Source organism: Pedobacter sp. 05T44 (genome assembly GCF_056395985.1).
Window position 1 is genome coordinate 23,187 of the sequence record NZ_JBFTKO010000020.1, and the last position, 19,449, is coordinate 42,635.

The 19,449-nt window shown below is 37.1% G+C and carries 20 protein-coding genes; 10 read left to right on the forward strand and 10 right to left on the reverse strand.

Translation table 11 applies throughout. The annotated features are described in order from the left end of the window. Positions 1-4: 4 nt before the first annotated feature. The 7 genes from AC1DDK_RS22705 to trpS form a co-directional block, all read right to left on the reverse strand. Positions 5-1,621 carry a CTP synthase gene (locus tag AC1DDK_RS22705; RefSeq protein WP_172659164.1) on the reverse strand — a complete coding sequence of 539 codons (1,617 nt, stop codon included), beginning with the start codon at positions 1,619-1,621 and terminating at the stop codon, positions 5-7. Between the two features lie 194 nt (positions 1,622-1,815). Further along, positions 1,816-2,574, reverse strand: coding sequence for a GLPGLI family protein (locus AC1DDK_RS22710; RefSeq protein ID WP_477612305.1), 759 nt, complete (start codon positions 2,572-2,574; stop codon positions 1,816-1,818). A 7-nt stretch (positions 2,575-2,581) separates the two neighbouring features. Further along, a complete protein-coding gene (locus AC1DDK_RS22715) occupies positions 2,582-5,350 on the reverse strand; it encodes an outer membrane beta-barrel family protein (RefSeq protein WP_477634080.1) in 2,769 nt (922 codons plus the stop codon). Between the two features lie 317 nt (positions 5,351-5,667). Further along, entirely contained in the window at positions 5,668-6,207 is a 540-nt protein-coding gene (locus AC1DDK_RS22720; RefSeq protein ID WP_172659161.1) for a hypothetical protein, read from the reverse strand. Then, positions 6,204-6,938 carry a 3-deoxy-manno-octulosonate cytidylyltransferase gene (kdsB, locus tag AC1DDK_RS22725; protein WP_172659160.1) on the reverse strand — a complete coding sequence of 245 codons (735 nt, stop codon included), beginning with the start codon at positions 6,936-6,938 and terminating at the stop codon, positions 6,204-6,206. The genes AC1DDK_RS22720 and kdsB overlap by 4 nt, the downstream gene beginning before the upstream one ends. Then, on the reverse strand, positions 6,939-7,553 hold the full coding sequence (locus AC1DDK_RS22730; RefSeq protein WP_048906174.1) for a deoxynucleoside kinase: 615 nt from the start codon (positions 7,551-7,553) through the stop codon (positions 6,939-6,941). It lies immediately after the preceding gene. 45 nt (positions 7,554-7,598) lie between these two features. After that, the gene (trpS, locus tag AC1DDK_RS22735) at positions 7,599-8,597 is read right to left on the reverse strand and encodes a tryptophan--tRNA ligase (protein WP_172659159.1); all 999 of its coding nucleotides are present in this window, start codon (positions 8,595-8,597) and stop codon (positions 7,599-7,601) included. Positions 8,598-8,737: 140 nt separating this feature from the next. Between trpS and AC1DDK_RS22740 the strand changes: the two genes are divergently transcribed. From AC1DDK_RS22740 to AC1DDK_RS22765, 6 genes are all read left to right on the forward strand, one after another. Continuing rightward, entirely contained in the window at positions 8,738-9,469 is a 732-nt protein-coding gene (locus AC1DDK_RS22740) for a lysophospholipid acyltransferase family protein (protein WP_172659158.1), read from the forward strand. Further along, positions 9,466-9,756, forward strand: a complete 291-nt coding sequence (gene gatC, locus AC1DDK_RS22745) for an Asp-tRNA(Asn)/Glu-tRNA(Gln) amidotransferase subunit GatC (RefSeq protein ID WP_048906171.1) — start codon at positions 9,466-9,468, stop codon at positions 9,754-9,756. The genes AC1DDK_RS22740 and gatC overlap by 4 nt, the downstream gene beginning before the upstream one ends. Before the next feature lie 50 nt (positions 9,757-9,806). Further along, positions 9,807-10,565 (forward strand): ABC transporter ATP-binding protein, encoded by a 759-nt coding sequence (locus AC1DDK_RS22750; RefSeq protein WP_477634081.1) that lies wholly within the window; start codon positions 9,807-9,809, stop codon positions 10,563-10,565. 9 nt (positions 10,566-10,574) lie between these two features. Beyond that, positions 10,575-11,123, forward strand: coding sequence for a cob(I)yrinic acid a,c-diamide adenosyltransferase (locus AC1DDK_RS22755; RefSeq protein ID WP_172659156.1), 549 nt, complete (start codon positions 10,575-10,577; stop codon positions 11,121-11,123). Between the two features lie 86 nt (positions 11,124-11,209). Next, positions 11,210-11,431, forward strand: a complete 222-nt coding sequence (locus tag AC1DDK_RS22760) for a DUF2795 domain-containing protein (RefSeq protein ID WP_008240955.1) — start codon at positions 11,210-11,212, stop codon at positions 11,429-11,431. 135 nt (positions 11,432-11,566) lie between these two features. Beyond that, positions 11,567-11,728, forward strand: a complete 162-nt coding sequence (locus AC1DDK_RS22765; protein WP_152542334.1) for a lmo0937 family membrane protein — start codon at positions 11,567-11,569, stop codon at positions 11,726-11,728. A gap of 50 nt (positions 11,729-11,778) precedes the next feature. Here AC1DDK_RS22765 and AC1DDK_RS22770 read toward each other — a convergent pair whose 3' ends face one another. Together AC1DDK_RS22770 and queA are read right to left on the reverse strand one after the other, a co-directional pair. Next, positions 11,779-12,456, reverse strand: coding sequence for a 2-C-methyl-D-erythritol 4-phosphate cytidylyltransferase (locus AC1DDK_RS22770; protein WP_172659155.1), 678 nt, complete (start codon positions 12,454-12,456; stop codon positions 11,779-11,781). A gap of 93 nt (positions 12,457-12,549) precedes the next feature. Next, positions 12,550-13,599 carry a tRNA preQ1(34) S-adenosylmethionine ribosyltransferase-isomerase QueA gene (gene queA, locus AC1DDK_RS22775; RefSeq protein ID WP_172659154.1) on the reverse strand — a complete coding sequence of 350 codons (1,050 nt, stop codon included), beginning with the start codon at positions 13,597-13,599 and terminating at the stop codon, positions 12,550-12,552. A 174-nt stretch (positions 13,600-13,773) separates the two neighbouring features. Here queA and AC1DDK_RS22780 point away from each other — a divergent pair, with 174 nt between their 5' ends. After that, positions 13,774-15,015, forward strand: a complete 1,242-nt coding sequence (locus tag AC1DDK_RS22780) for an ABC transporter permease (protein ID WP_172659153.1) — start codon at positions 13,774-13,776, stop codon at positions 15,013-15,015. Positions 15,016-15,286: 271 nt separating this feature from the next. Here the strand turns inward: AC1DDK_RS22780 and AC1DDK_RS22785 are convergent, their stop codons facing one another. Further along, positions 15,287-16,480 carry a pyridoxal phosphate-dependent aminotransferase gene (locus tag AC1DDK_RS22785; protein WP_477634082.1) on the reverse strand — a complete coding sequence of 398 codons (1,194 nt, stop codon included), beginning with the start codon at positions 16,478-16,480 and terminating at the stop codon, positions 15,287-15,289. A gap of 135 nt (positions 16,481-16,615) precedes the next feature. On the opposite strand from AC1DDK_RS22785, the gene AC1DDK_RS22790 reads away from it, so the two are divergent. The 3 genes from AC1DDK_RS22790 to bioA are packed head-to-tail and all read left to right on the forward strand — an operon-like array spanning position 16,616 to position 19,295. Then, complete coding sequence (locus AC1DDK_RS22790) at positions 16,616-17,593, forward strand: cation diffusion facilitator family transporter (RefSeq protein ID WP_172659151.1); 978 nt, start codon at positions 16,616-16,618, stop codon at positions 17,591-17,593. Next, the gene (locus AC1DDK_RS22795) at positions 17,590-18,030 is read left to right on the forward strand and encodes an NUDIX domain-containing protein (protein WP_172659150.1); all 441 of its coding nucleotides are present in this window, start codon (positions 17,590-17,592) and stop codon (positions 18,028-18,030) included. Before AC1DDK_RS22790 ends, AC1DDK_RS22795 begins: the two co-directional genes overlap by 4 nt. Next, complete coding sequence (bioA, locus tag AC1DDK_RS22800; RefSeq protein ID WP_477634083.1) at positions 18,027-19,295, forward strand: adenosylmethionine--8-amino-7-oxononanoate transaminase; 1,269 nt, start codon at positions 18,027-18,029, stop codon at positions 19,293-19,295. The genes AC1DDK_RS22795 and bioA overlap by 4 nt, the downstream gene beginning before the upstream one ends. Positions 19,296-19,449: the final 154 nt, after the last annotated feature.

Below are 19,449 nucleotides of genomic sequence, written 5' to 3' on the forward strand. Positions count from 1 at the left end.
CGTATTATTTTATTTTCTTCTTCGCAAACTCCATCGCTGCGGCGACAAATTTAACAAAAAGTGGGTGAGGATTAGCAACTGTTGATTTTAATTCAGGGTGAAACTGTCCACCAACAAAGAAAGGATGGTTTTTAAGCTCCACAATTTCTACCAGATTACTTTCAGGATTGATACCTGAGGCAATCATTCCTGCTTCTTCAAATTGACTTAAGTAAGCGTTATTGAATTCATAACGATGTCTGTGACGCTCTGTAATATGTTGTTTTCCGTAAGCAGCATAAGCCTTGGTACCTTTTTTAAGGTCGCATGGATAAGAACCTAAACGCATGGTACCGCCTTTATTGGTAATGGTTTTCTGATCTTCCATCATATTAATTACCGGATGCTCAGTGTTTTCATCAATCTCGGTAGTATTTGCATTTTGTAATCCAAGTACATTTCTTCCATACTCGATAACTGAACATTGCATACCTAAACAAATTCCAAAGAACGGAACGTTGTTTTCTCTTACATATTTAATTGCATCAATTTTTCCTTCAATACCTCTGCTACCAAAACCAGGAGCAACAAGTAAACCATCTAAATGACCAAGTTTTTCTTTCGCATTATCAGGATAAACTCCTTCTGAATGAATGTATTGAACACGTACTTTGCATTCGTTCTTTGCACCGGCATGAACAAATGACTCAGTTATAGATTTATAAGCATCAGGTAATTCCACATATTTACCTACAACACCTATAGTTACTTCTGATGTAGGGTTTTTTAAACGACCAAGGAAATCTTTCCAGCTTTCCATATCAGGTTCGTTTTTATGAGCCAGTTTTAATTTGGTTAAGACCGTTTTATCCAACTGCTCTTTCATCATTAACAACGGAACTGAATAAATTGATGATGCATCAATAGATTCGATTACCGCATTAACGTTTACATTACAGAACAAGGCAATTTTTTTACGGATGTCCTGAGAGATATGGTGCTCAGTACGGCAAACCAAAATATCTGGTTGTATACCATACTCCAATAAAGCTTTAACAGAGTGTTGTGTAGGTTTGGTTTTTAATTCGCCGGCTGCTGCAAGGAAAGGGATTAGTGTTAAGTGGATAACTATGGCATTATTAGCGCCTTCTTCCCATTTAAACTGACGTACTGCCTCTATAAATGGAAGAGATTCGATATCACCAACAGTACCACCCAGTTCCGTAATAACGATATCATATTTACCGCTATCGCCTAAAATGCGCATGTTTCTTTTGATCTCATCAGTAATATGAGGTACAACCTGCACAGTTTTACCAAGGTATTCCCCTTGTCTTTCTTTGTTGATTACATTCTGATAAATACGACCAGTAGTAATGTTGTTAGCCTGTGTGGTTGGAACATTTAAGAAACGCTCATAGTGCCCAAGATCAAGGTCTGTTTCTGCACCATCTTCAGTAACATAGCATTCGCCATGTTCGTAAGGATTTAGCGTTCCCGGATCGATGTTGATATACGGGTCAAACTTTTGAATGGTTACACTGTAGCCGCGTGCTTGTAATAGTTTGGCTAATGAAGCGGAGATGATGCCCTTACCCAAAGAGGAAGTAACACCGCCCGTAACAAAAATATACTTAGTCATGTTTGTGAATTTCTGATATAAAGGCAGTTTTTTATGCTGTCCTTATTGTTTTTGTACGGGATACAAAGTTAGCAAATAAACCGAAGCTTTAAGGCTCTTTTTTTAAATATTCGTAAAGGAAAAAATGATTTAATGAAATTCTCTATATGATTTGCCTTCTAGCTGCTGACTAACAATTATATAAATAAGCCGGTTTAAAGTACAAATCCATATATCGCTTTGCGTATTTCTTCTGGTTTTTCGTTTTTATTTCCGTTGTAACGCGTAAATAATTCAATTAATTTCTTCAATTCTCTCTCTGTTTCTGTTTTTTTGCCCTTGTTAGGTGGTTGAATTTCGTTATTAAAATTATTAAAAGCATCAACTTTGGTGGCAAACCAGGTCGTATTTAGTCTGGGGATGGCAAGCCCCAATATCATGCCTGGCAACCCGTTGAACCCCTCAGGTCCTCCGCGCAGTAAAATTTCATCTGTATAAAAAGCAACCACATAAACCGTGTCGTTAATGCGACCTATGGCTTTCCTGCATTCGAAACCGGAAATAATACGGATGTCGTGCATAATTTTCCAGCTTACATGGGGTATAGTGTCTTTCAGCAGGTAATCGTCGCCCATAATGTTTTTCCTTAATACGCGGTTTCTGTTTGCGTAATCGGCATAAAGTTCGTTGGTCGATTCGCCAGGTGCAATAAAGTACATTAAATCCTCATCATTGTCGTCTTTTTTTTGAGCTTTATAAATAGACCTTGTACGGTCAAAATAAAGGTCCCAATTACTGGTTTTGTACTTTTTCATACCTCCTTTAATTTCATCAGAAAGTCCAAAATCCGCCATTGTACGCACCATGTTTATCCTTTTTTCGAACGTAATTTTTCCATTCGGAATAAAAAGCTGCTGGGCCAGCAACTTAAACGGCATTGCACAGAAGAGAAGAAAAAATACAGACCTACTCATTGATTAGCTATTTAACGCTGGAGTTTTTAATAAAATTACCACTTAAATTCCAGTTTATTCCAAATAATACATATCTGGGAATATAGCTAAACGTACTTTCACTTTTAATATTTCCACCAACATATCTGTTGTATCCAATTTTTTGATTAAGGATATCTGTTATGGAAAGTTTAATTTCAAGCGCTTCGTTTTTTAATACCTTGGTTGATAGATATCCATTCCATATGATTACGTCCAGATCTTTATCAAAAGATGAGTTGGCAGGACGAAATGAAAGTGACATGGTTGAGTTAAATTCGAATTTGTAAGGTAATTGTACTGTTGCAGATAACTCATGGTCGTGAATTAAGCTTCTGCCGTCGTTAATGCTACCAATAGATGATTTACCATACATAAAGCTGGCCGATGGGGTATAGCTTAAATCAAGTTTATGTGTATAGTAATTAAAAGATGTTCTCAAATTAAATTGAGTGTTTCTTGTTTTGTTTCGTGTAAAGTTTAATATCGTTTGGTTGTTGGAGGTATTAAACCCGAGGTCTACACCAAAGCGGAAGTTTAACTTCGGAAAACCTTTAGAGTAATATACGTTTCCTGCTATTGAATTGTTTCCATTCAGGTTGGTATAGCTGGAGATTCTTTTGTTAAATTCATCAACTATTTCTGTGTCGACAATYGCGTTATTTGTAAAACMGTAGCTAAAATAACCAGAGATATACTGGTCGGTTGAGAACTGAAAACTATTGTAAGAAAGGCCGAAGTTATTTGTAAACGAAGGCCTTAAAGATGGGTTTCCAATAACCTGAAATAAGGGGTTGTTTAGCTGCCTTACCGGTTGTATTTGATTAATGCTTGGCTGTTGCATGTAACCATTGTAGTTTACAGATAAGTTGCTGTTGTTGTTTATTTTATAGAATAGGTTGGTGCTTGGCGACAAGTTTAAATAGTTGCGATCAAAGTCGCTTTGCTGATCCAGATCTTTAAGCACAAAATTTGTTTGTGTGGCTTCCAATCCGGTAGAGATAGAGAAGTTCTTAACCTTATATTGCGTAATTATTTTTCCAACATTAGAGAAATTGATGAACTTAAAATTATTACTTAAAGAGTCTATTTTATTGGTGCTATTATCTGAAACTAATCTGTAGCTGCTTGATGCTATTGTTTTAAAGCTATATCCTGCTTCTATAGCCCACCGTTTTGACAAGGGTTCTGTATAACTGATCCTGGTGCCTATTGACTTTTGATCGTTTACGTTGTCTTTATTCAGGTTCGTGTTTTCTACCCGGTTTTCATGGCCATTGTCATCATAGTACTTTGTCTGATTTATACTTTTTTCAATGTTTTTACTGGAAAGATTCTCGGGCTGAATGTCTATTGATAGTGTTCTTCCTTTTTTATTAAATCTTTTTGACCAGTTGATATTTCCATTAAATGCTTCACTATGACCAGAGCCGGTATTGGTTTGGGTATTGTTACTGATAAATAAGCCTCGCTGATCTCTTGTAAAGTCGTCACTCGTAGAGTTTAGCTGATTTCTGTTTTGCTTTGCTCCAAAGGCTATTTTTAATGTAGTAAGTGAGTCGATATTGTAACTATATCCACCTCTTAAGCTTTCACCTGTATTTTTCGACCTGTCTTCTTTTCTTCCGGAGCTTGAAAATAACGATCCATTGGGTAAAAGTTCCTCGGATTTAGAAGTTCTTACATTCTTGTTTTTGTAATCGAAGCCTTTAAAATTGAGCTTTATTCCCATTGTGTTGTTTTCGAACCTGTCGGCAAAGTGCCCCCCCATATTGAAATTATTGGGCAAACCGCTGGTGGGGGAGCTGTAATCATCATCATCATCACCACCAGAGGAATACATCACCGAGCTGCCATCATCGCCCACCTCAATTACATCATATTCTTCGCCTTTAAGCTTTCGCATAGATCGGTTGATCTTAGAATCATTGGTTAGGGTAGAGTAGGTTCCATAAACTGCAGCTTTGAGCTTGCTCTTAAAAACCCCAGCCATAGCACCGTAATCACGGAACTTGTCGTTTCCCTGGTTTGCATCTAAAGATGCCAGGTATCCGTTTTTGGCATTTTCCTTTAATTTGATATTAATGGTTTTGTTTTTTACCCCATCATCTATTCCCGTAAGCTCTGCTGTTTTACTTTTTTTATCGAAAACCTGAACTTCTTCTACAGCATTTGCCTTTAAATATTTTGTGGCTAAAAGCGGGTCATCGCCAAAAAACTCATCTCCATCAACCAAAACTGTCTTTACATCTTTACCCTGTGCTTTTATATTTCCGTTTTTATCTACAACAACTCCTGGTAGCCTCTTTAGCAACTCTTGAACATTCGCATTGCTACGCACAGCAAAGCTATCAGCCTGAAACACCAAAGTATCGCCTTTCATGCGTACGGCACTTTTAGCCTGTATAACTACTTCACTTAAGAGTTTTGATTTTAGCTCCATTTTAATGTCGCCCAGTTTGATGTTGGAAGTGTCCGAAATCCTTAAGTTCGTGATATAGTCGGCCATTTTAGGGAATGTTACCAGCAGCTTGTAATCACCCTTGGCAATGTTTCTAAATTCAAACTTTCCCTCTGCATTTGTTCGAGTAGTTTTAACCATTACAGAGTCAACGGATCTTAGCAATAAAACTGAACTGTGTTCCAGATTCCTTTTTTCCAATGTATCGACAACCCTACCGGCAACACTTGCTTTTTGCGCAGTTACGGTAAGAAACGATAGTGTAAGGAAAATGAAAATGGATAACCTCTTCAGCATAAATTACCGTATAACATTTATTAAGAAAGCTAAAATAATGTTTTTTGACAACTTAAGGTTTTTATGCTGGGGGACAAAAAAAAGGCCCGAAATATTTCGGGCACTTTCTTTAAAGTATATTTGGTTAGAATATTCTAGGTTGTTTATTTATAAGTTATTACGTAGTTCTTTTTGTTTCGTTATATAAACATAGTGTTAAATTTGAAATTATCATAATATTTTTTTTAATTATTTTCAACAATTTTAATGGAATGCTCAAAAACGCATCAAATAAGCATTTATTGTGTTGATAGGGGTTTTTACTAAAATATAAGATTTTACTTAGTGCAACAGGTATAGTAAGTTTTAACCTTACCTTCTTTATCAGACCAGGCTACGTAGTTTTTACTCTCTTTACCAAGTCGATAAATGAATCCATTCAATCTGTTTTTTTTTAACTCGTCGAAAAATGCTTTATCGGGTACGTTTGCATCAGGCAGGTCTGCCTCATCAACGGCGGGTTCCATGAAGTTCTCGTCGTCAAAGAAACGGTTAACTTCTTCCTGTAGAAATTTGATCTGATTTTTCTTCTTGGAAAGATCAATGGTAGCAATGTAATTCTTGAACAAATCGGTAGCTTTAATGTCTACATCGTAAATCTGTTTGCCATTAAAAGAGGTGATGGAGAATGCAAGGTGCATGTTGTCGGGTTTATCCCCCAGTATCTGTACTTTAAAGGTATCAGCCTTTAAAGAATCACTAAATGGCTTTGTTACAATCTTTACAAGATCTTTTCCGGCGGCATCGTCTTTGTCTGTGCTATTACATGCAACTAAAAAAATGGTGCAGAGAAAAATGCAGGTTATTAGTTGTTTCATACGCCATCGTTTATTTTAATTAGATCTTCAGGGGTATCTATGGCTATGGTTTCAATTTCAGTTACTTTGGTTTGGATTCTGTACCCATTTTCTATCCACCTTAATTGTTCTAAACTTTCTGCAATTTCTAAAGAGGATTGAGGGAGTTTAGTAATTTCTAACAGGATAGGATAGGTGTAACCATAAATGCCGATATGCTTATAAAACTGATGAGCTTTTAGCCAATTCTCCTTTTCCTGACTTCTGATATACGGGATTGTTTGTCGGCTAAAATAAGTGGCTTCTCCTTTGGAATTGATAACCACTTTAGGAATATTAACATTATAAAGCTCAGTTTCTGTATGTATTTCCTTAATTAAGGTAGCTAACTGAACCCCCTTTTCGTTAAAACACGAGGCTAAAAGATCAATCTGCTCTGGGTCTATATAAGGCTCGTCACCTTGTATGTTTATGATGGCATCGTATCCGGAAACAGACGTTGCTACTTCCGCACAGCGATCTGTGCCACTTAAATGATCACTTCCGGTAACAATGAATTTGCCTCCAAACCTTTTAACTTCAGCAGCAATGCGTTCATCGTCGGTAGCCACAATTACATCAGATAAGCTTGTGGCCTTACTAGCTTGTTCATAAACCCTTTGGATCATACTCTTTCCCTTAATTTGAACTAAAGGTTTGCCCGGAAAGCGGGTTGAGGCGTATCTTGCAGGTATGATTCCGAGAATCTTCATTTAAAATAATCCGTTTATTTCGGCTTCTATAGCTTGTATTATTGTTCCCAGATCTTCAGGGTTATTAGTGAAGTCTAATTTATCCTTATCCAGAATAAGCAGGTTACCCAGTTTATAATCTTTAATCCAGGCTTCGTACTTTTCATTTAACTTTGATAAGTAATCTATTCGGATGCTGGCCTCATATTCCCTGCCTCTGCGCTGGATATTGTTAACCAATGTAGGTACAGATGCACGAAGGTAAACAAGTAAGTCAGGAGGTTTGATAAACGAGGTTACATTTGCAAAAATTGCTTTATAGTTTTGATGATCTCTTGTGGTCATCAGGCCCATGTCGTGTAAGTTATCAGCAAATATATGAGCATCCTCATATATGGTCCTATCCTGTATTACGTTTCTGTTGAAGTTTTGTATATCTACGATTTGTTGGAAACGACTATTAAGAAAGTAAATTTGAAGATTGAAGCTCCATCTTTTCATGTCGCTGTAAAAATCTTCGAGATATGGGTTATTGTCAACAGCTTCGTATAAAGCTTCCCATCCATAATTCTTAGCCAGTAAACCCGTTAGCGTGGTTTTTCCTGCTCCTATATTTCCTACTATCGCTATGTGCATAAACTTTTATTGAAGATCAGTAAGGTAGTTATTTTAGGCAATAAGTTAAAATGATTTGAAGCCAATTAATTGTCTGACCTCTCTTATTGTTTTTTGTGCGCTTTCTCTGGCTTTTAAAGCACCATGAATAGCTACCTGACGTAAATATGAACTGTCTTTAGAAAGATCTTCAATACGCTCACGAATGGGGGTGTTAAAAATGATCATATCTTCGGCCAGTTGCTTTTTGAAGTCACCGTACCGAATACCCATTTTATTATACAAGTCATCAAAATGTTTCAGTGTATCGGCGGGTGAAACAATTTTCATTAAATCAAACAGATTCTGGATTGCTTCCGGTTTTGTTTGGTTTTCCGCTGAAGGGCCACTATCAGTTACCGCGCGCGACACTTTTTTACGGATAATTTCAGGGCTGTCTGATAAATAGATGCAGCTACCTTCTCCGTTTGATTTGCTCATTTTTCCATTTCCATCTAAACCAGGTACCTTAACCAGATTTTTCGAGTAGTTAAAAGCAAATGCTTCAGGGAAATATTCTGAATTATATAATCTGTTAAATCTATTGCCAAAAGTACGTGTAAATTCAAGGTGCTGTTCCTGATCTTTTCCAACGGGTACTTTTGTAGCCTTATGGATCAAAATATCAGCTGCCATTAAGGTAGGGTAGGTTAGCAGACCTGCATTTACATTATCTGGCTGAGACCTTACTTTGTCTTTAAATGAAGTACTTCTTTCCAACTCACCCATGTATGCATTCATATTAAGATATAAATACAGTTCGGCAACTTCCGGAACATCAGACTGAATATAGATGGTTGTTTCTTCAGGGTCTATTCCACATGCAAGATATTCTACCAAAACGTGTCTAACGTAGCCATGTAAATCTCCAGGAGTAGGATGAGTCGTTAAAGAATGAAGATCAGCAATGAAAAAAAAGCAGTTATAATCGTACTGCATTTTTACAAAGTTGGTTACTGCACCAAAATAATTCCCTAAGTGTAATTTTCCTGTCGGACGTATGCCACTAACTACCGTTTCTTTCATAGGGCCGAAATTAATAAAAAACCACAACTCGATCTGCTAATAATTTCTTTTTTTATCCTTATTTCTTTAATTGGTTAATTAATTTCTCAACTCTGATACTTTAATGGTTTGAATTCTAAAAATTTGTATGTTTGAATTCAATGGTTAAACTTCTAAGGCACCTGCACCGTATTTATTCTTTATTTGTTCTTTTGGTTTTTTCGGCTCTGTTTTACCCGTTTTATTATCTTGCTTCGAGAAACCCAAAGTACTACGACCTGATGAACAAATTGCGCAAATGGAATAGCTTCATTTGTAGTTTCTTTATTGGATTGGCTTATCGTATTAAGTTTGAAGAGGAATTAAAAAGCGATCAGACTTATATCTATTGTGCCAATCATACTTCTAATTTTGATATCATGATACTTTGTGTAATTGCAAAGGGACGCTTTCATTTTATGGGTAAAGAAGAGTTGCTGGCTAACCCTGTTTTAAAGTTGTTTTTTAATACTATTGATGTTCCGGTAAAGCGTGAGAGTAAGATTTCGGCGTTTAGGGCGTTTAAAAAAGCAGGTGATAATCTGGAAAAGGGAATGAGCCTGATTATTTTTCCGGAAGGAAGGATAGAAGATCAATATCCTCCCAAAACAATCCCTTTTAAAAATGGGCCTTTTAGACTTGCAATTGAAAAAAATATAGCCATTGTTCCTGTCAGTATGATTAATGTTTGGAAAAGAATGTGGGATGATGGATCAAAATATGGAACAAGTCCGGGAATTTGCGATATTTACATCCACAAACCAATTGGGACTCAGGATTTGGGTGTTGATGACTCAGATATATTGAAGGACCGCGTTTTTGATTTAATAAACAGTAAACTTGCTCATAAATGATTATAGATAAGCAAACCATAAATAAAGTTGCTGATTTAGCCAGAATAGCTATTGAAGATAAAGAAGTTGATACATTGATTGCCGACATGAATAAGATACTTACTTTTATGGAGAAGTTGAATGAGTTGGATACTACAGGTGTAAAGCCTTTGGTTTATATGAACCAGGAAGAAAACATCTGGAGAGAAGATGTAGTGAAGCAGGAAATTACAGTACAAGATGGATTAAAGAATGCAGCTAAACACAACGAAAGCTTCTTCTTTGTCCCTAAGATCATAGAAAAATAAGCTGAAGTGTAACATTGAAGTATTAAAGATCGTCTAAAAAGAAAAAAGTGATGGAAAAAGCATTAATACAAATTACAGAGATAGGCCGTAAATACGTTATAGGTTTAGAAGTTATTCATGCTTTAAAATCCGTTACTCTTGATATCCATAAAGGCGAGTTCGTTGCTTTAATGGGGCCTTCAGGTTCTGGTAAATCGACCTTAATGAACATTCTTGGCTGTTTAGATACCCCAAGTAAGGGAACATACATTCTTAATGGAATTAATGTGAGCCATATGACCGATAATGAGCTTGCTGAGGTAAGAAATAAAGAGATCGGGTTTGTTTTTCAAACTTTTAATCTTTTACCCCGTTCAACATCTTTAGATAATGTTGCTTTACCATTAATTTATGCCGGTGCTTCTAAAAAGGAGCGTGACGAGCGGGCTCAAAAAGCTTTGGAAAACGTAGGCCTGGGCAACAGGGTTACACACAAGCCTAATGAGCTTTCGGGTGGGCAGCGCCAGCGTGTAGCTGTTGCCAGAGCTTTAATAAACAACCCATCAATTATATTGGCCGATGAGCCAACAGGTAACCTTGATACTAAAACTTCCATAGAAATTATGGGTTTGCTTGAAGAAATTCATAGTAAGGGAAATACCATCATCCTGGTTACGCACGAGGAGGATATTGCTCAACATGCTCATCGCATTGTGCGTATGCGCGATGGTTTGGTTGAGAAGGACTATAAGAATGAAGATATTAAAACCGTATCGCCACGCCTTAGCAATCTGGAAAAAATAGGCAGTGATTTTGAGAAAATAGTATAACATTTCTTAATGAAGATATATACCAAAACCGGTGATAAGGGATTAACCTCGTTGATAGGAGGTACCCGAGTTCCGAAATTCCATTTGCGTATTGAATGTTATGGAACCGTTGATGAGCTTAATTCCTACATAGGATTAATCATGTGTCAGGATATAGATAACCATCATCAAAAAATACTTAAAGAGATTCAGGACAGGTTATTCACTGTAGGAGCATCGCTAGCTGCTGATCCTGAAAAATCCAAAATGAAGATACCCGACCTTCATGAAAGCGACATTGCACTGTTGGAACAGGAAATGGATGGCATGAACGAAATACTGCCAGAATTGAAGCATTTTGTGTTGCCAGGTGGAAATACGGTAGTTTCTTACTGCCATGTTGCAAGATGTATTTGCCGCCGTGCAGAGCGTTTAACGGTACATTTGGCTGCCGAAAGCTTTGTTGACGAAAAAATGACCATTTATTTGAACCGTTTAAGCGATTATTTATTTGTTTTGGCACGAAAACTGAATTTAGATGCTGGAACGGAAGAAAATATATGGCTTCCGAGGCTTTAAAAAAAGTGGAAAAAAAAGTTTGTTTTGCTCAGGTTTTTTAATATACTTTTGCGAATAAATTTAGAATAACTTAATAGTAAAGAAATATGTATTGGACTTTAGAACTCGCATCGCATTTGGAAGACGCTCCATGGCCTGCAACAAAAGATGAATTGATAGATTATGGTATACGATCTGGAGCACCTGTAGAGGTGATAGAAAATTTACAAGCTTTGGAAGACGATGGGGAACCATATGAAACCATCGAAGAAATTTGGCCAGATTACCCTACTAAGGATGATTTCTTCTTTAACGAAGACGAATATTAACCATAACTAATAAAAAAGAAAGGCCCCAATTATCGGGGCCTTTCTTTTTTTGGAACGATGATTGTTTATGTATTGTCATGGAAGTGTTTAACACAACCTGAAATCTATCTAAAACATATACTTAAATTAAACGTTATGGGAAATCTACTTTATCTAGTTGCCGTAGTATTAGTAATACTGTGGATCATTGGCTTCTTCTTTAATGGTTTTGGTCCGAATGTTGGTGGCTTAATCCATATTTTATTAGTGATTGCTGTTATCGCAATTATTCTAAAAGTTATCAATAGGGCAGCGTAATAGCATTCCTGTTAATCGGTCGTTATGCTATTAGAGACCATTTGTCTTTATCAGCGTAACGACCGCTTGAGGAAAATTGAAGCAATTTCAAGATCCTCCGGATAAGTAATTTTAATATTCTCTCTTTCTCCGTCTATCATATTTATCTCAAATCCAGAATACTCGGCAACTGAGGCGTCGTCCGTAAACTCATTTCTGAACGGCTTTTCATATGATTTTCTTAACATGTCCAGATTAAATGTTTGGGGGGTTTGTATCAAAGCGACCTCATTTCTGTTCAGCGACTCACTTTTTTGGCCTCCAATGATTCTCCTGATGGAATCTGTTGGATTAATGCCTACAACACAGTTGCCTTTTTCTTCCGCTACCTGAAATGATTTCGAGATAAGCTCAGGAGATACCAATGGTCTTACTGCATCATGTACGGCAACAATCCCTTTTCCCCTAATTGCTTTTAAACCGTTTTTTACGGAGTGAAATCTTTGTTCGCCACCTTTTATTACCTGATGAGGAATTGAGCAGCTGTAAGTATTACAAAGCTCTTCCCAGTAGGCATGTTGATGTATGTTTAATACTAAGAGTATTTCGGGGTTTAGTGGGCATTGATGAAAAGCCTCAAGTGTATGCATGAGTATCGGCTTGCCATCTAATAATAGAAATTGTTTGGCGATGGTATTTTGCATTCTGTTGCCGGAACCACCTGCAACTAAAATAGCGTAGTATTTCATGAGTGAGTATTTAGTACTTAGTATTTAGATAAATCGTATAGTTAATGAGCTATTTGCATTTTGTCTAAATACTAAGTACTAGTATCTAAAGTACTAAATGATTAACATAGCATCACCATAGCTATAGAAACGGTATTTTTCTTTTAAAGCTACTTCATAAGCATGTCTAACATAATCGTAACCGCCAAATGCACTTACCATCATCAATAAAGTTGATTCCGGAGTGTGGAAGTTAGTAATCATTGAGTTAGCGATACTGAAATCATATGGAGGGAAGATGAACTTGCTCGTCCAGTCGTTAGCCGCCTTAAGTGTTCTGTTTGAAGAAACAGCAGATTCTATTGCACGCATCGAAGTAGTTCCAACAGCACAAACCCTTCTTTTTTCTTCAATCGCTTTATTTACAATATCTGCATCTTTTTGCTCAATAATGTACTGTTCTGAGTCCATTTTGTGTTTAGTTAAATCTTCAACCTCTACAGATCTGAAAGTACCTAAGCCAACATGTAAAGTAACTTCTGCAAAATTAATACCTTTTAATTCCAGACGTTTCATCAACTCTCTGCTAAAATGCAAGCCAGCAGTTGGGGCAGCAACTGCACCTTCATGTTTTGCAAATATAGTTTGATAACGTTCTTTATCCTGCGCAGTAGCTTTACGCTTAATGTATTTTGGAAGTGGCGTTTCGCCAAGGATTTCGATATTTTTTCTGAATTCTTCGTCAGTTCCATCAAATAGGAAACGGATGGTACGTCCGCGTGAGGTGGTGTTATCAACAACTTCGGCAACTAATAAATCGTCATCACCAAAGTATAATTTGTTTCCAACGCGGATTTTACGGGCCGGATCAACCAAAACATCCCATAAACGTAATTCTTTGTTCAGTTCACGTAATAAGAAGACTTCAATTGTCGCACCTGTTTTTTCCTTGTTTCCGTATAAACGGGCAGGAAAAACTTTGGTGTTGTTCAATATCATTACATCCTTATCATCAAAATAACCTAAAATATCCTTAAATATTTTATGTTCAATTTTGCCACTATCCTTGTGTAAAACCATTAAACGGGCTTCGTCCCTTTGTTCTGAAGGATTATTGGCAACTAATGATTCAGGTAGATTAAACTTAAATTGAGATAACTTCATATTTTTCGATGTGATAATTAAGGGCGCAAATTTACAAAATATAATMTTCTTTTTTGCAATTAACTTACGTCCTGATAAACAAGATATGTTTTATTCATAAACATAAATGTATTTTTTATATTATATAATGTTTTTCTGTAACCTTTTTGGTTAGTTTTGGTCTAAACATTAATTATGATCATTCTCAAACTAATAGGCGAAAGTTTTCGATTTGCATTTGATGCTCTCCGCCAAAATAAGCTTCGCACCATGCTTTCCTTATTAGGGATCACCATTGGTATTTTTGCAATCATATTCGTGTTTTCTGCTGCTGATACTTTTAGAAGTAAACTGCAGGCAAGTATAGATAAACTGGGTTCTAAAACAATATTTGTTCAGAAATGGCCATGGGGTGGTTTTGGAGATTATCCGTGGTGGAAATATATGAACAGACCTGTGCCGTCGCTGAGAGATTATGAGTTGCTTAGGGATCGTCTGGAACATGCCGAAGGCTTGTCTTATGAAATCTGGGCAAATGAGAGAACCATTAAATACAGAAGTAATTCTGTAGAAGGTGTGGGAGTAAGAGCCGCTTCTCAGGATTTCAATAAAACATGGACCCTGGATTTTCAGGAAGGTCGATATTTTACTGAGAATGAAGGAAGGGCAGGTTCTCCTGTTGTTCTTATTGGTGCTCTTGTAGCTGAAGGTTTATTTAATGGAGAACCAGCAATTGGTAAATCCATAATAGTAATGGGCCGTAAATTGAATGTAGTTGGTGTTTTTAAGAAAGAAGGAGAAGATATTCTGGGTATGTCGCAGGATAAAAATATTGTAATGCCTTTAAATTTTGCGAAGGGTATTATGGATATCGAAAGCGATAGATATGATCCATCAATTACGGTAAGGGGTTTTGAACACATTGCTCTTGATGAGATTGAAAGTGAAATACAAGGGACTATGCGTTCCATTAGAAGGCTAAGGCCTGGTGTAGAGGATGATTTCTCTTTGAATAAGAGTACTATCGCATCTAATCAGTTAGATACCATGTTCGGAATGGTTGATATAGCAGGTTGGGTTATTGGTGGCTTTTCTATTCTTGTCGGAGGGTTTGGTATTGCTAACATTATGTTTGTTTCGGTAAAAGAACGCACCAATATTATCGGTATTCAGAAATCGCTGGGCGCTAAAAATTATTTTATTATGCTGCAGTTTCTATTTGAAGCAATAGCGCTGTGCCTGCTCGGAGGGCTGTTAGGCTTGCTCCTGGTTTACTTGGCTACCTTAGCAGCCAGTGCCGCCGGTTTTGAGATGATCTTATTTATGAAGAATATTATGCTGGGAATAGGTGTGTCTGTTATTATAGGCACAATATCGGGCTTTTGGCCGGCTTACGCAGCGTCGAGGTTGGATCCTGTTGAAGCGATTCGCTCATAATATGGCTTCGCTCTTTGCTTAAAAACTGAGTATTACTACTCAAAGGCTGGAATCTTTTGCCCTGAAAAAGGACAAAATTTCCTATGCCTTTTCCCAGAACACTCAGTTTTTAAATATGGCGCCTCAGCATAAACTCGCTAGTCCAACACGGATGGAGTAATAGGGAGAAACATAAAGAAATAAAAAGGCCTGTTCCGGATGACGAAACAGGCCTTTTGTTATATTTTGAGCTTGATGTCTAAGTACTAAATACCAATATCTAAGTACTAACTTAGCTCAATTTAGCTAAAGCAGCTTTGATTCTTGAAACTGCATCTCTAAGTTTATCTTCAGCTGCAGCATAGGAAATTCTGATACAATCGTTGTTTCCGAATGCTTCACCTGTAACAGTAGATACATGAGCTTCGTTTAATAAGAACAAGCTTAAGTCTTCTGCGCTATTGATGGTTTGAGTACCATCGGTTTTACCAAAGTAAGATTTTATTTCAGGGAAGAAATAAAAAGCTCCGTCTGGAAGATTTACCTTAACACCTGGAATTTCTGTTAATAGGGCATAAACGATGTCTCTACGTTTTTTGAATTCGCCAACCATTTCGTTTACCGTATCTAAACCACCCTGATATGCGGCTAAAGCCGCGCGTTGAGCGATAGAAGAAGTACCTGAAGTGATTTGGCCTTGTAGTTTATCGCAAGCATTTGCAATTTCTTTATTCGCAGCCATGTAACCAACTCTCCAGCCAGTCATAGCGTAAGATTTAGAGAAACCATTGATCAGGATTACTCTGTCTTTAACTGAATCAAATTCAGCAATTGAAGCATGTTTACCAACAAAGTTGATGTGCTCATAAATTTCATCAGAGATGATATAGATGTTCGGGTGTTTTTCAAAAACAGCTACTAAATCAGCCAATTCTTCTTTGCTGTAAACAGATCCGGTTGGATTGCATGGCGAAGAAAACATGAACAATTTGGTTTTAGGAGTAATTGCTGCTTCTAATTGCGCTCCTGTAATTTTAAAGTTGTTTTCAACTGTAGCGTTGATGAATACTGTTTCACCTTCACCAAGTTTAATCATTTCTGAATAAGATACCCAGTAAGGGGTTGGAACGATAACCTCGTCTCCTGGATCAACAAGACACATTACTGCGTTGGCAAGTGATTGTTTAGCTCCTGTAGAAACTACAATCTGATCGAAACCATAGGTTAATCCATTTTCTCTCAATAACTTTTCTGCAACTGCCTTACGTAGTTCAGGGTAACCAGAAACCGGAGTGTAGTAAGAGTAATTCTCATCTACAGCGGTCTTTGCAGCCTCCTTAACAAACTCAGGTGTAAAGAAGTCTGGCTCACMAAAGCTTAGGTTAATAACGTCTATTCCTTTTGCGGATAGCTCTCTGCCTAACTTAGCCATTTTAATTGTCTGTGACTCAGATAGGTTATTGATTCTTTTGGATAAAAATGTCATAATAATTTGTGCGTGGGCAAATTTAATTTTGTGCAGTGACAAATATATGAACCTCACTGAATTATAAACTAAAAAAAATACTTTTTAATGTAATTCGATAGTGAAACTGTATTTTTGGTGGCTAATCTCTATAAAGTGCAACCTAAAAAAAAGGCGATACTTCTTTCTTTATGCATCGGGATAGCGCTTATGCTGGCAAAATTTGTTGCCTATTTCATCACTCAGTCCAATGCAATTTTAACCGATGCTTTAGAGAGTATTGTGAATGTACTGGCCAGCAGCTTTGCGTTTTATAGCATCTATCTGGCCACCATCCCTAAAGATAAAAATCATCCTTATGGTCATGGTAAAGTGGAGTTTTTCTCAGCTTTTCTGGAAGGTACGCTAATAACCATTGCCGGATTGATCATTATCTTTAAATCTACTTACGATTTAATCTATCCTAAGCCAATTCATCAGCTTTTTGAAGGGGCTATTATTATAGGGGCAACCGGAATTGTAAACTTAATTATAGGTTTTTATCTGATAAATACCGGCAAAAAACACAATTCAATTACACTGGAGGCTGATGGGAAACACTTGCTTACTGATGCCATAACCAGTGCCGGTCTGGTGGTTGGTGTAATTTTAATACAACTCACCAAAATCTATTGGCTGGATAGCGTGATCTCGATTTTATTAGGATTATACATCATTTACAACGGATATAAGCTTACGCGAAGATCTATAGGTGGATTGATGGATGAAAGTAATATTGATCTTGTAAAAGACATTATCGAAATTTTGCAGAAAAACCGAAAGGAACCCTGGATAGATGTACACAACCTGAGGGCGCAGCAGTATGGTGCCGATCTGCATATAGATTGCCACTTCACGCTCCCTTATTATTTCGATCTCAATCGTGTTCATCAGGAAATATCAAGTATTGATAAGCTTATAAATGGCAATGCACATCGGAAAACAGAATTGTTTATTCACGCAGACCCTTGCTTACCTGCTTGCTGTAACTATTGTAAAATGAATGATTGTCCGGTAAGGAAGGAAGCCTTTAGAGGTGAAATTAAATGGACAATCGAGAATGCAACTAAAAATCAAAAACACTTCGATCAATGAGTTATTTTAATGTAAGAGTATACGGCTTACTAATTAATGCTGAAAACCAGGTACTGATTAGCGACGAACAATCTGGTGGCCGGACATTCAGTAAATTCCCCGGTGGTGGATTAGAGCTGGGTGAAGGTCTTATAGACGCCCTTAAACGGGAGTTTATGGAAGAATGCAACGCTGAAATTGAGATACTCAATCATCTTTATACTACCGACTTCTATGAGCAATCTTCTTTTAACGATAGTCAGATTTTAAGTATTTATTATACCGTAAAAGCATTACATCCTTTAGCGTTGAATTTTAAGACTGATGTATTTGATTTTGACGAAAATACCTTACAGTCGTTTAGATGGGTTAGTTTAAATGACCTTAAAACTGACGACGTGACTTTTAAAACTGACAAAACTGTAGTAGAACTATTAATTAAAGAAAGAAACCAATGAGTTTAGCCGAAAGGGATAAAAAAGTAATATGGCATCCTTACACACAAATGAAAAATGCAGCACCTCATGTCCCAATTGTAAGAGGAGAGGGTGTTTACTTATTTGATGAAGATGGCAAGAAATATATTGATGCCGTTTCCAGCTGGTGGGTTACCATTCATGGACACGCTCATCCTCATATTGCCGCTAAAGTTGCTGAACAATTAAAGACTTTAGAGCATGTAATATTTGCAGGTTTTACCCATGAACCGGCTGTACAGCTGGCAGAACGTCTGCTGCCATTATTGCCTGGTAAGCAGGAAAAGGTGTTTTATAGTGATAATGGATCTACAGCTGTAGAGGTAGCCATTAAAATGTGCTTACAGTATTGGGTTAATACGACCAAGCAGCCCCGTACTAAAATTATTGCATTTAGGGAGGCTTATCATGGCGATACGTTTGGTGCCATGTCGGTGAGTGGACGGAGTATTTTTACTGATCCCTTTGCTTCTCTTTTGTTTGATGTTGAATTTATTGATCTTCCTAATGAGCGGAATATTGAGCAGCTTAAATCTAAGATCAATTATCTTTCTAATGAGGTTGCCTGCTTTATATTTGAACCGATGGTTTTAGGTGCAGGCGGAATGTTAATGTATGAACCCCAGTATCTGGATCAGTTAATTGAAACTTGTCAGAAACACGGGATATTGACAATAGCAGATGAAGTGATGACTGGTTTTGGGCGCACTGGTAAGTATTTCTCCTGCGAAGCACTAAATACCAATCCTGATATTTTTTGTTTGTCTAAAGGGCTTACAGGTGGCACTATGCCAATGGGGATTACTACATGTAACCAAAAAATATTTGACGCATTTTTAAGTGATGACAAGCTTAAAACCTTATATCACGGACATTCATTTACGGCTAATCCGGTAACTTGTGCAGCCTCATTGGCCAGTCTGGATATTTTATTAAAACCGGAAACGCTTGAGAACATTCATAGAGTAGTAGCAAAACATGAAGCTTTTGCTTCACAGATAAAAGGTCATCCAAAGCTTAAGGATGTAAKGCAGGCAGGAACCATATTGGTAATGGAGTGGGAAACAGGTTCAGATACCTCTTATTTAAGTGGATTGAGAAATCAATTGTACAATTACTTTCTGGACAGGGGGATTATACTTAGGCCGCTAGGAAATATCATTTATATTTTAGCGCCTTATATAATCAGTAATGAAGACCTTGATTATATTTACCAAACTATTAATGAAGCACTAAACGATATATAAGAGTAGTCTGCGCCTCGTCATCTCGGCGATAGGAGAAATCTCTTGGTTATGCCATTTCAAGAAATCTCTCCTATCGTGGAGATGACGACCGCCTGTAAAGAAAAAGAAGACATCAAAAAAACAATGTGTTATTAGCAATATTATAATAAAAACA

Bases quoted from the DNA above. Each gene is read 5' to 3' on its own strand.
- AC1DDK_RS22760 (WP_008240955.1), top strand. From the start codon at position 11,210: ATGTATTGGACTTTAGAACTCGCATCGCATTTGGAAGACGCTCCATGG.
- AC1DDK_RS22740 (WP_172659158.1), top strand. From the start codon at position 8,738: ATGGTTAAACTTCTAAGGCACCTGCACCGTATTTATTCTTTATTTGTT.
- queA (WP_172659154.1), bottom strand. From the start codon at position 13,599: ATGAAGTTATCTCAATTTAAGTTTAATCTACCTGAATCATTAGTTGCC.
- trpS (WP_172659159.1), bottom strand. From the start codon at position 8,597: ATGAAAGAAACGGTAGTTAGTGGCATACGTCCGACAGGAAAATTACAC.
- AC1DDK_RS22795 (WP_172659150.1), top strand. From the start codon at position 17,590: ATGAGTTATTTTAATGTAAGAGTATACGGCTTACTAATTAATGCTGAA.
- AC1DDK_RS22705 (WP_172659164.1), bottom strand. From the start codon at position 1,621: ATGACTAAGTATATTTTTGTTACGGGCGGTGTTACTTCCTCTTTGGGT.
- AC1DDK_RS22730 (WP_048906174.1), bottom strand. From the start codon at position 7,553: ATGCACATAGCGATAGTAGGAAATATAGGAGCAGGAAAAACCACGCTA.
- AC1DDK_RS22770 (WP_172659155.1), bottom strand. From the start codon at position 12,456: ATGAAATACTACGCTATTTTAGTTGCAGGTGGTTCCGGCAACAGAATG.
- AC1DDK_RS22765 (WP_152542334.1), top strand. From the start codon at position 11,567: ATGGGAAATCTACTTTATCTAGTTGCCGTAGTATTAGTAATACTGTGG.
- AC1DDK_RS22755 (WP_172659156.1), top strand. From the start codon at position 10,575: ATGAAGATATATACCAAAACCGGTGATAAGGGATTAACCTCGTTGATA.
- AC1DDK_RS22720 (WP_172659161.1), bottom strand. From the start codon at position 6,207: ATGAAACAACTAATAACCTGCATTTTTCTCTGCACCATTTTTTTAGTT.
- AC1DDK_RS22710 (WP_477612305.1), bottom strand. From the start codon at position 2,574: ATGAGTAGGTCTGTATTTTTTCTTCTCTTCTGTGCAATGCCGTTTAAG.
- AC1DDK_RS22750 (WP_477634081.1), top strand. From the start codon at position 9,807: ATGGAAAAAGCATTAATACAAATTACAGAGATAGGCCGTAAATACGTT.
- kdsB (WP_172659160.1), bottom strand. From the start codon at position 6,938: ATGAAGATTCTCGGAATCATACCTGCAAGATACGCCTCAACCCGCTTT.
- gatC (WP_048906171.1), top strand. From the start codon at position 9,466: ATGATTATAGATAAGCAAACCATAAATAAAGTTGCTGATTTAGCCAGA.
- AC1DDK_RS22780 (WP_172659153.1), top strand. From the start codon at position 13,774: ATGATCATTCTCAAACTAATAGGCGAAAGTTTTCGATTTGCATTTGAT.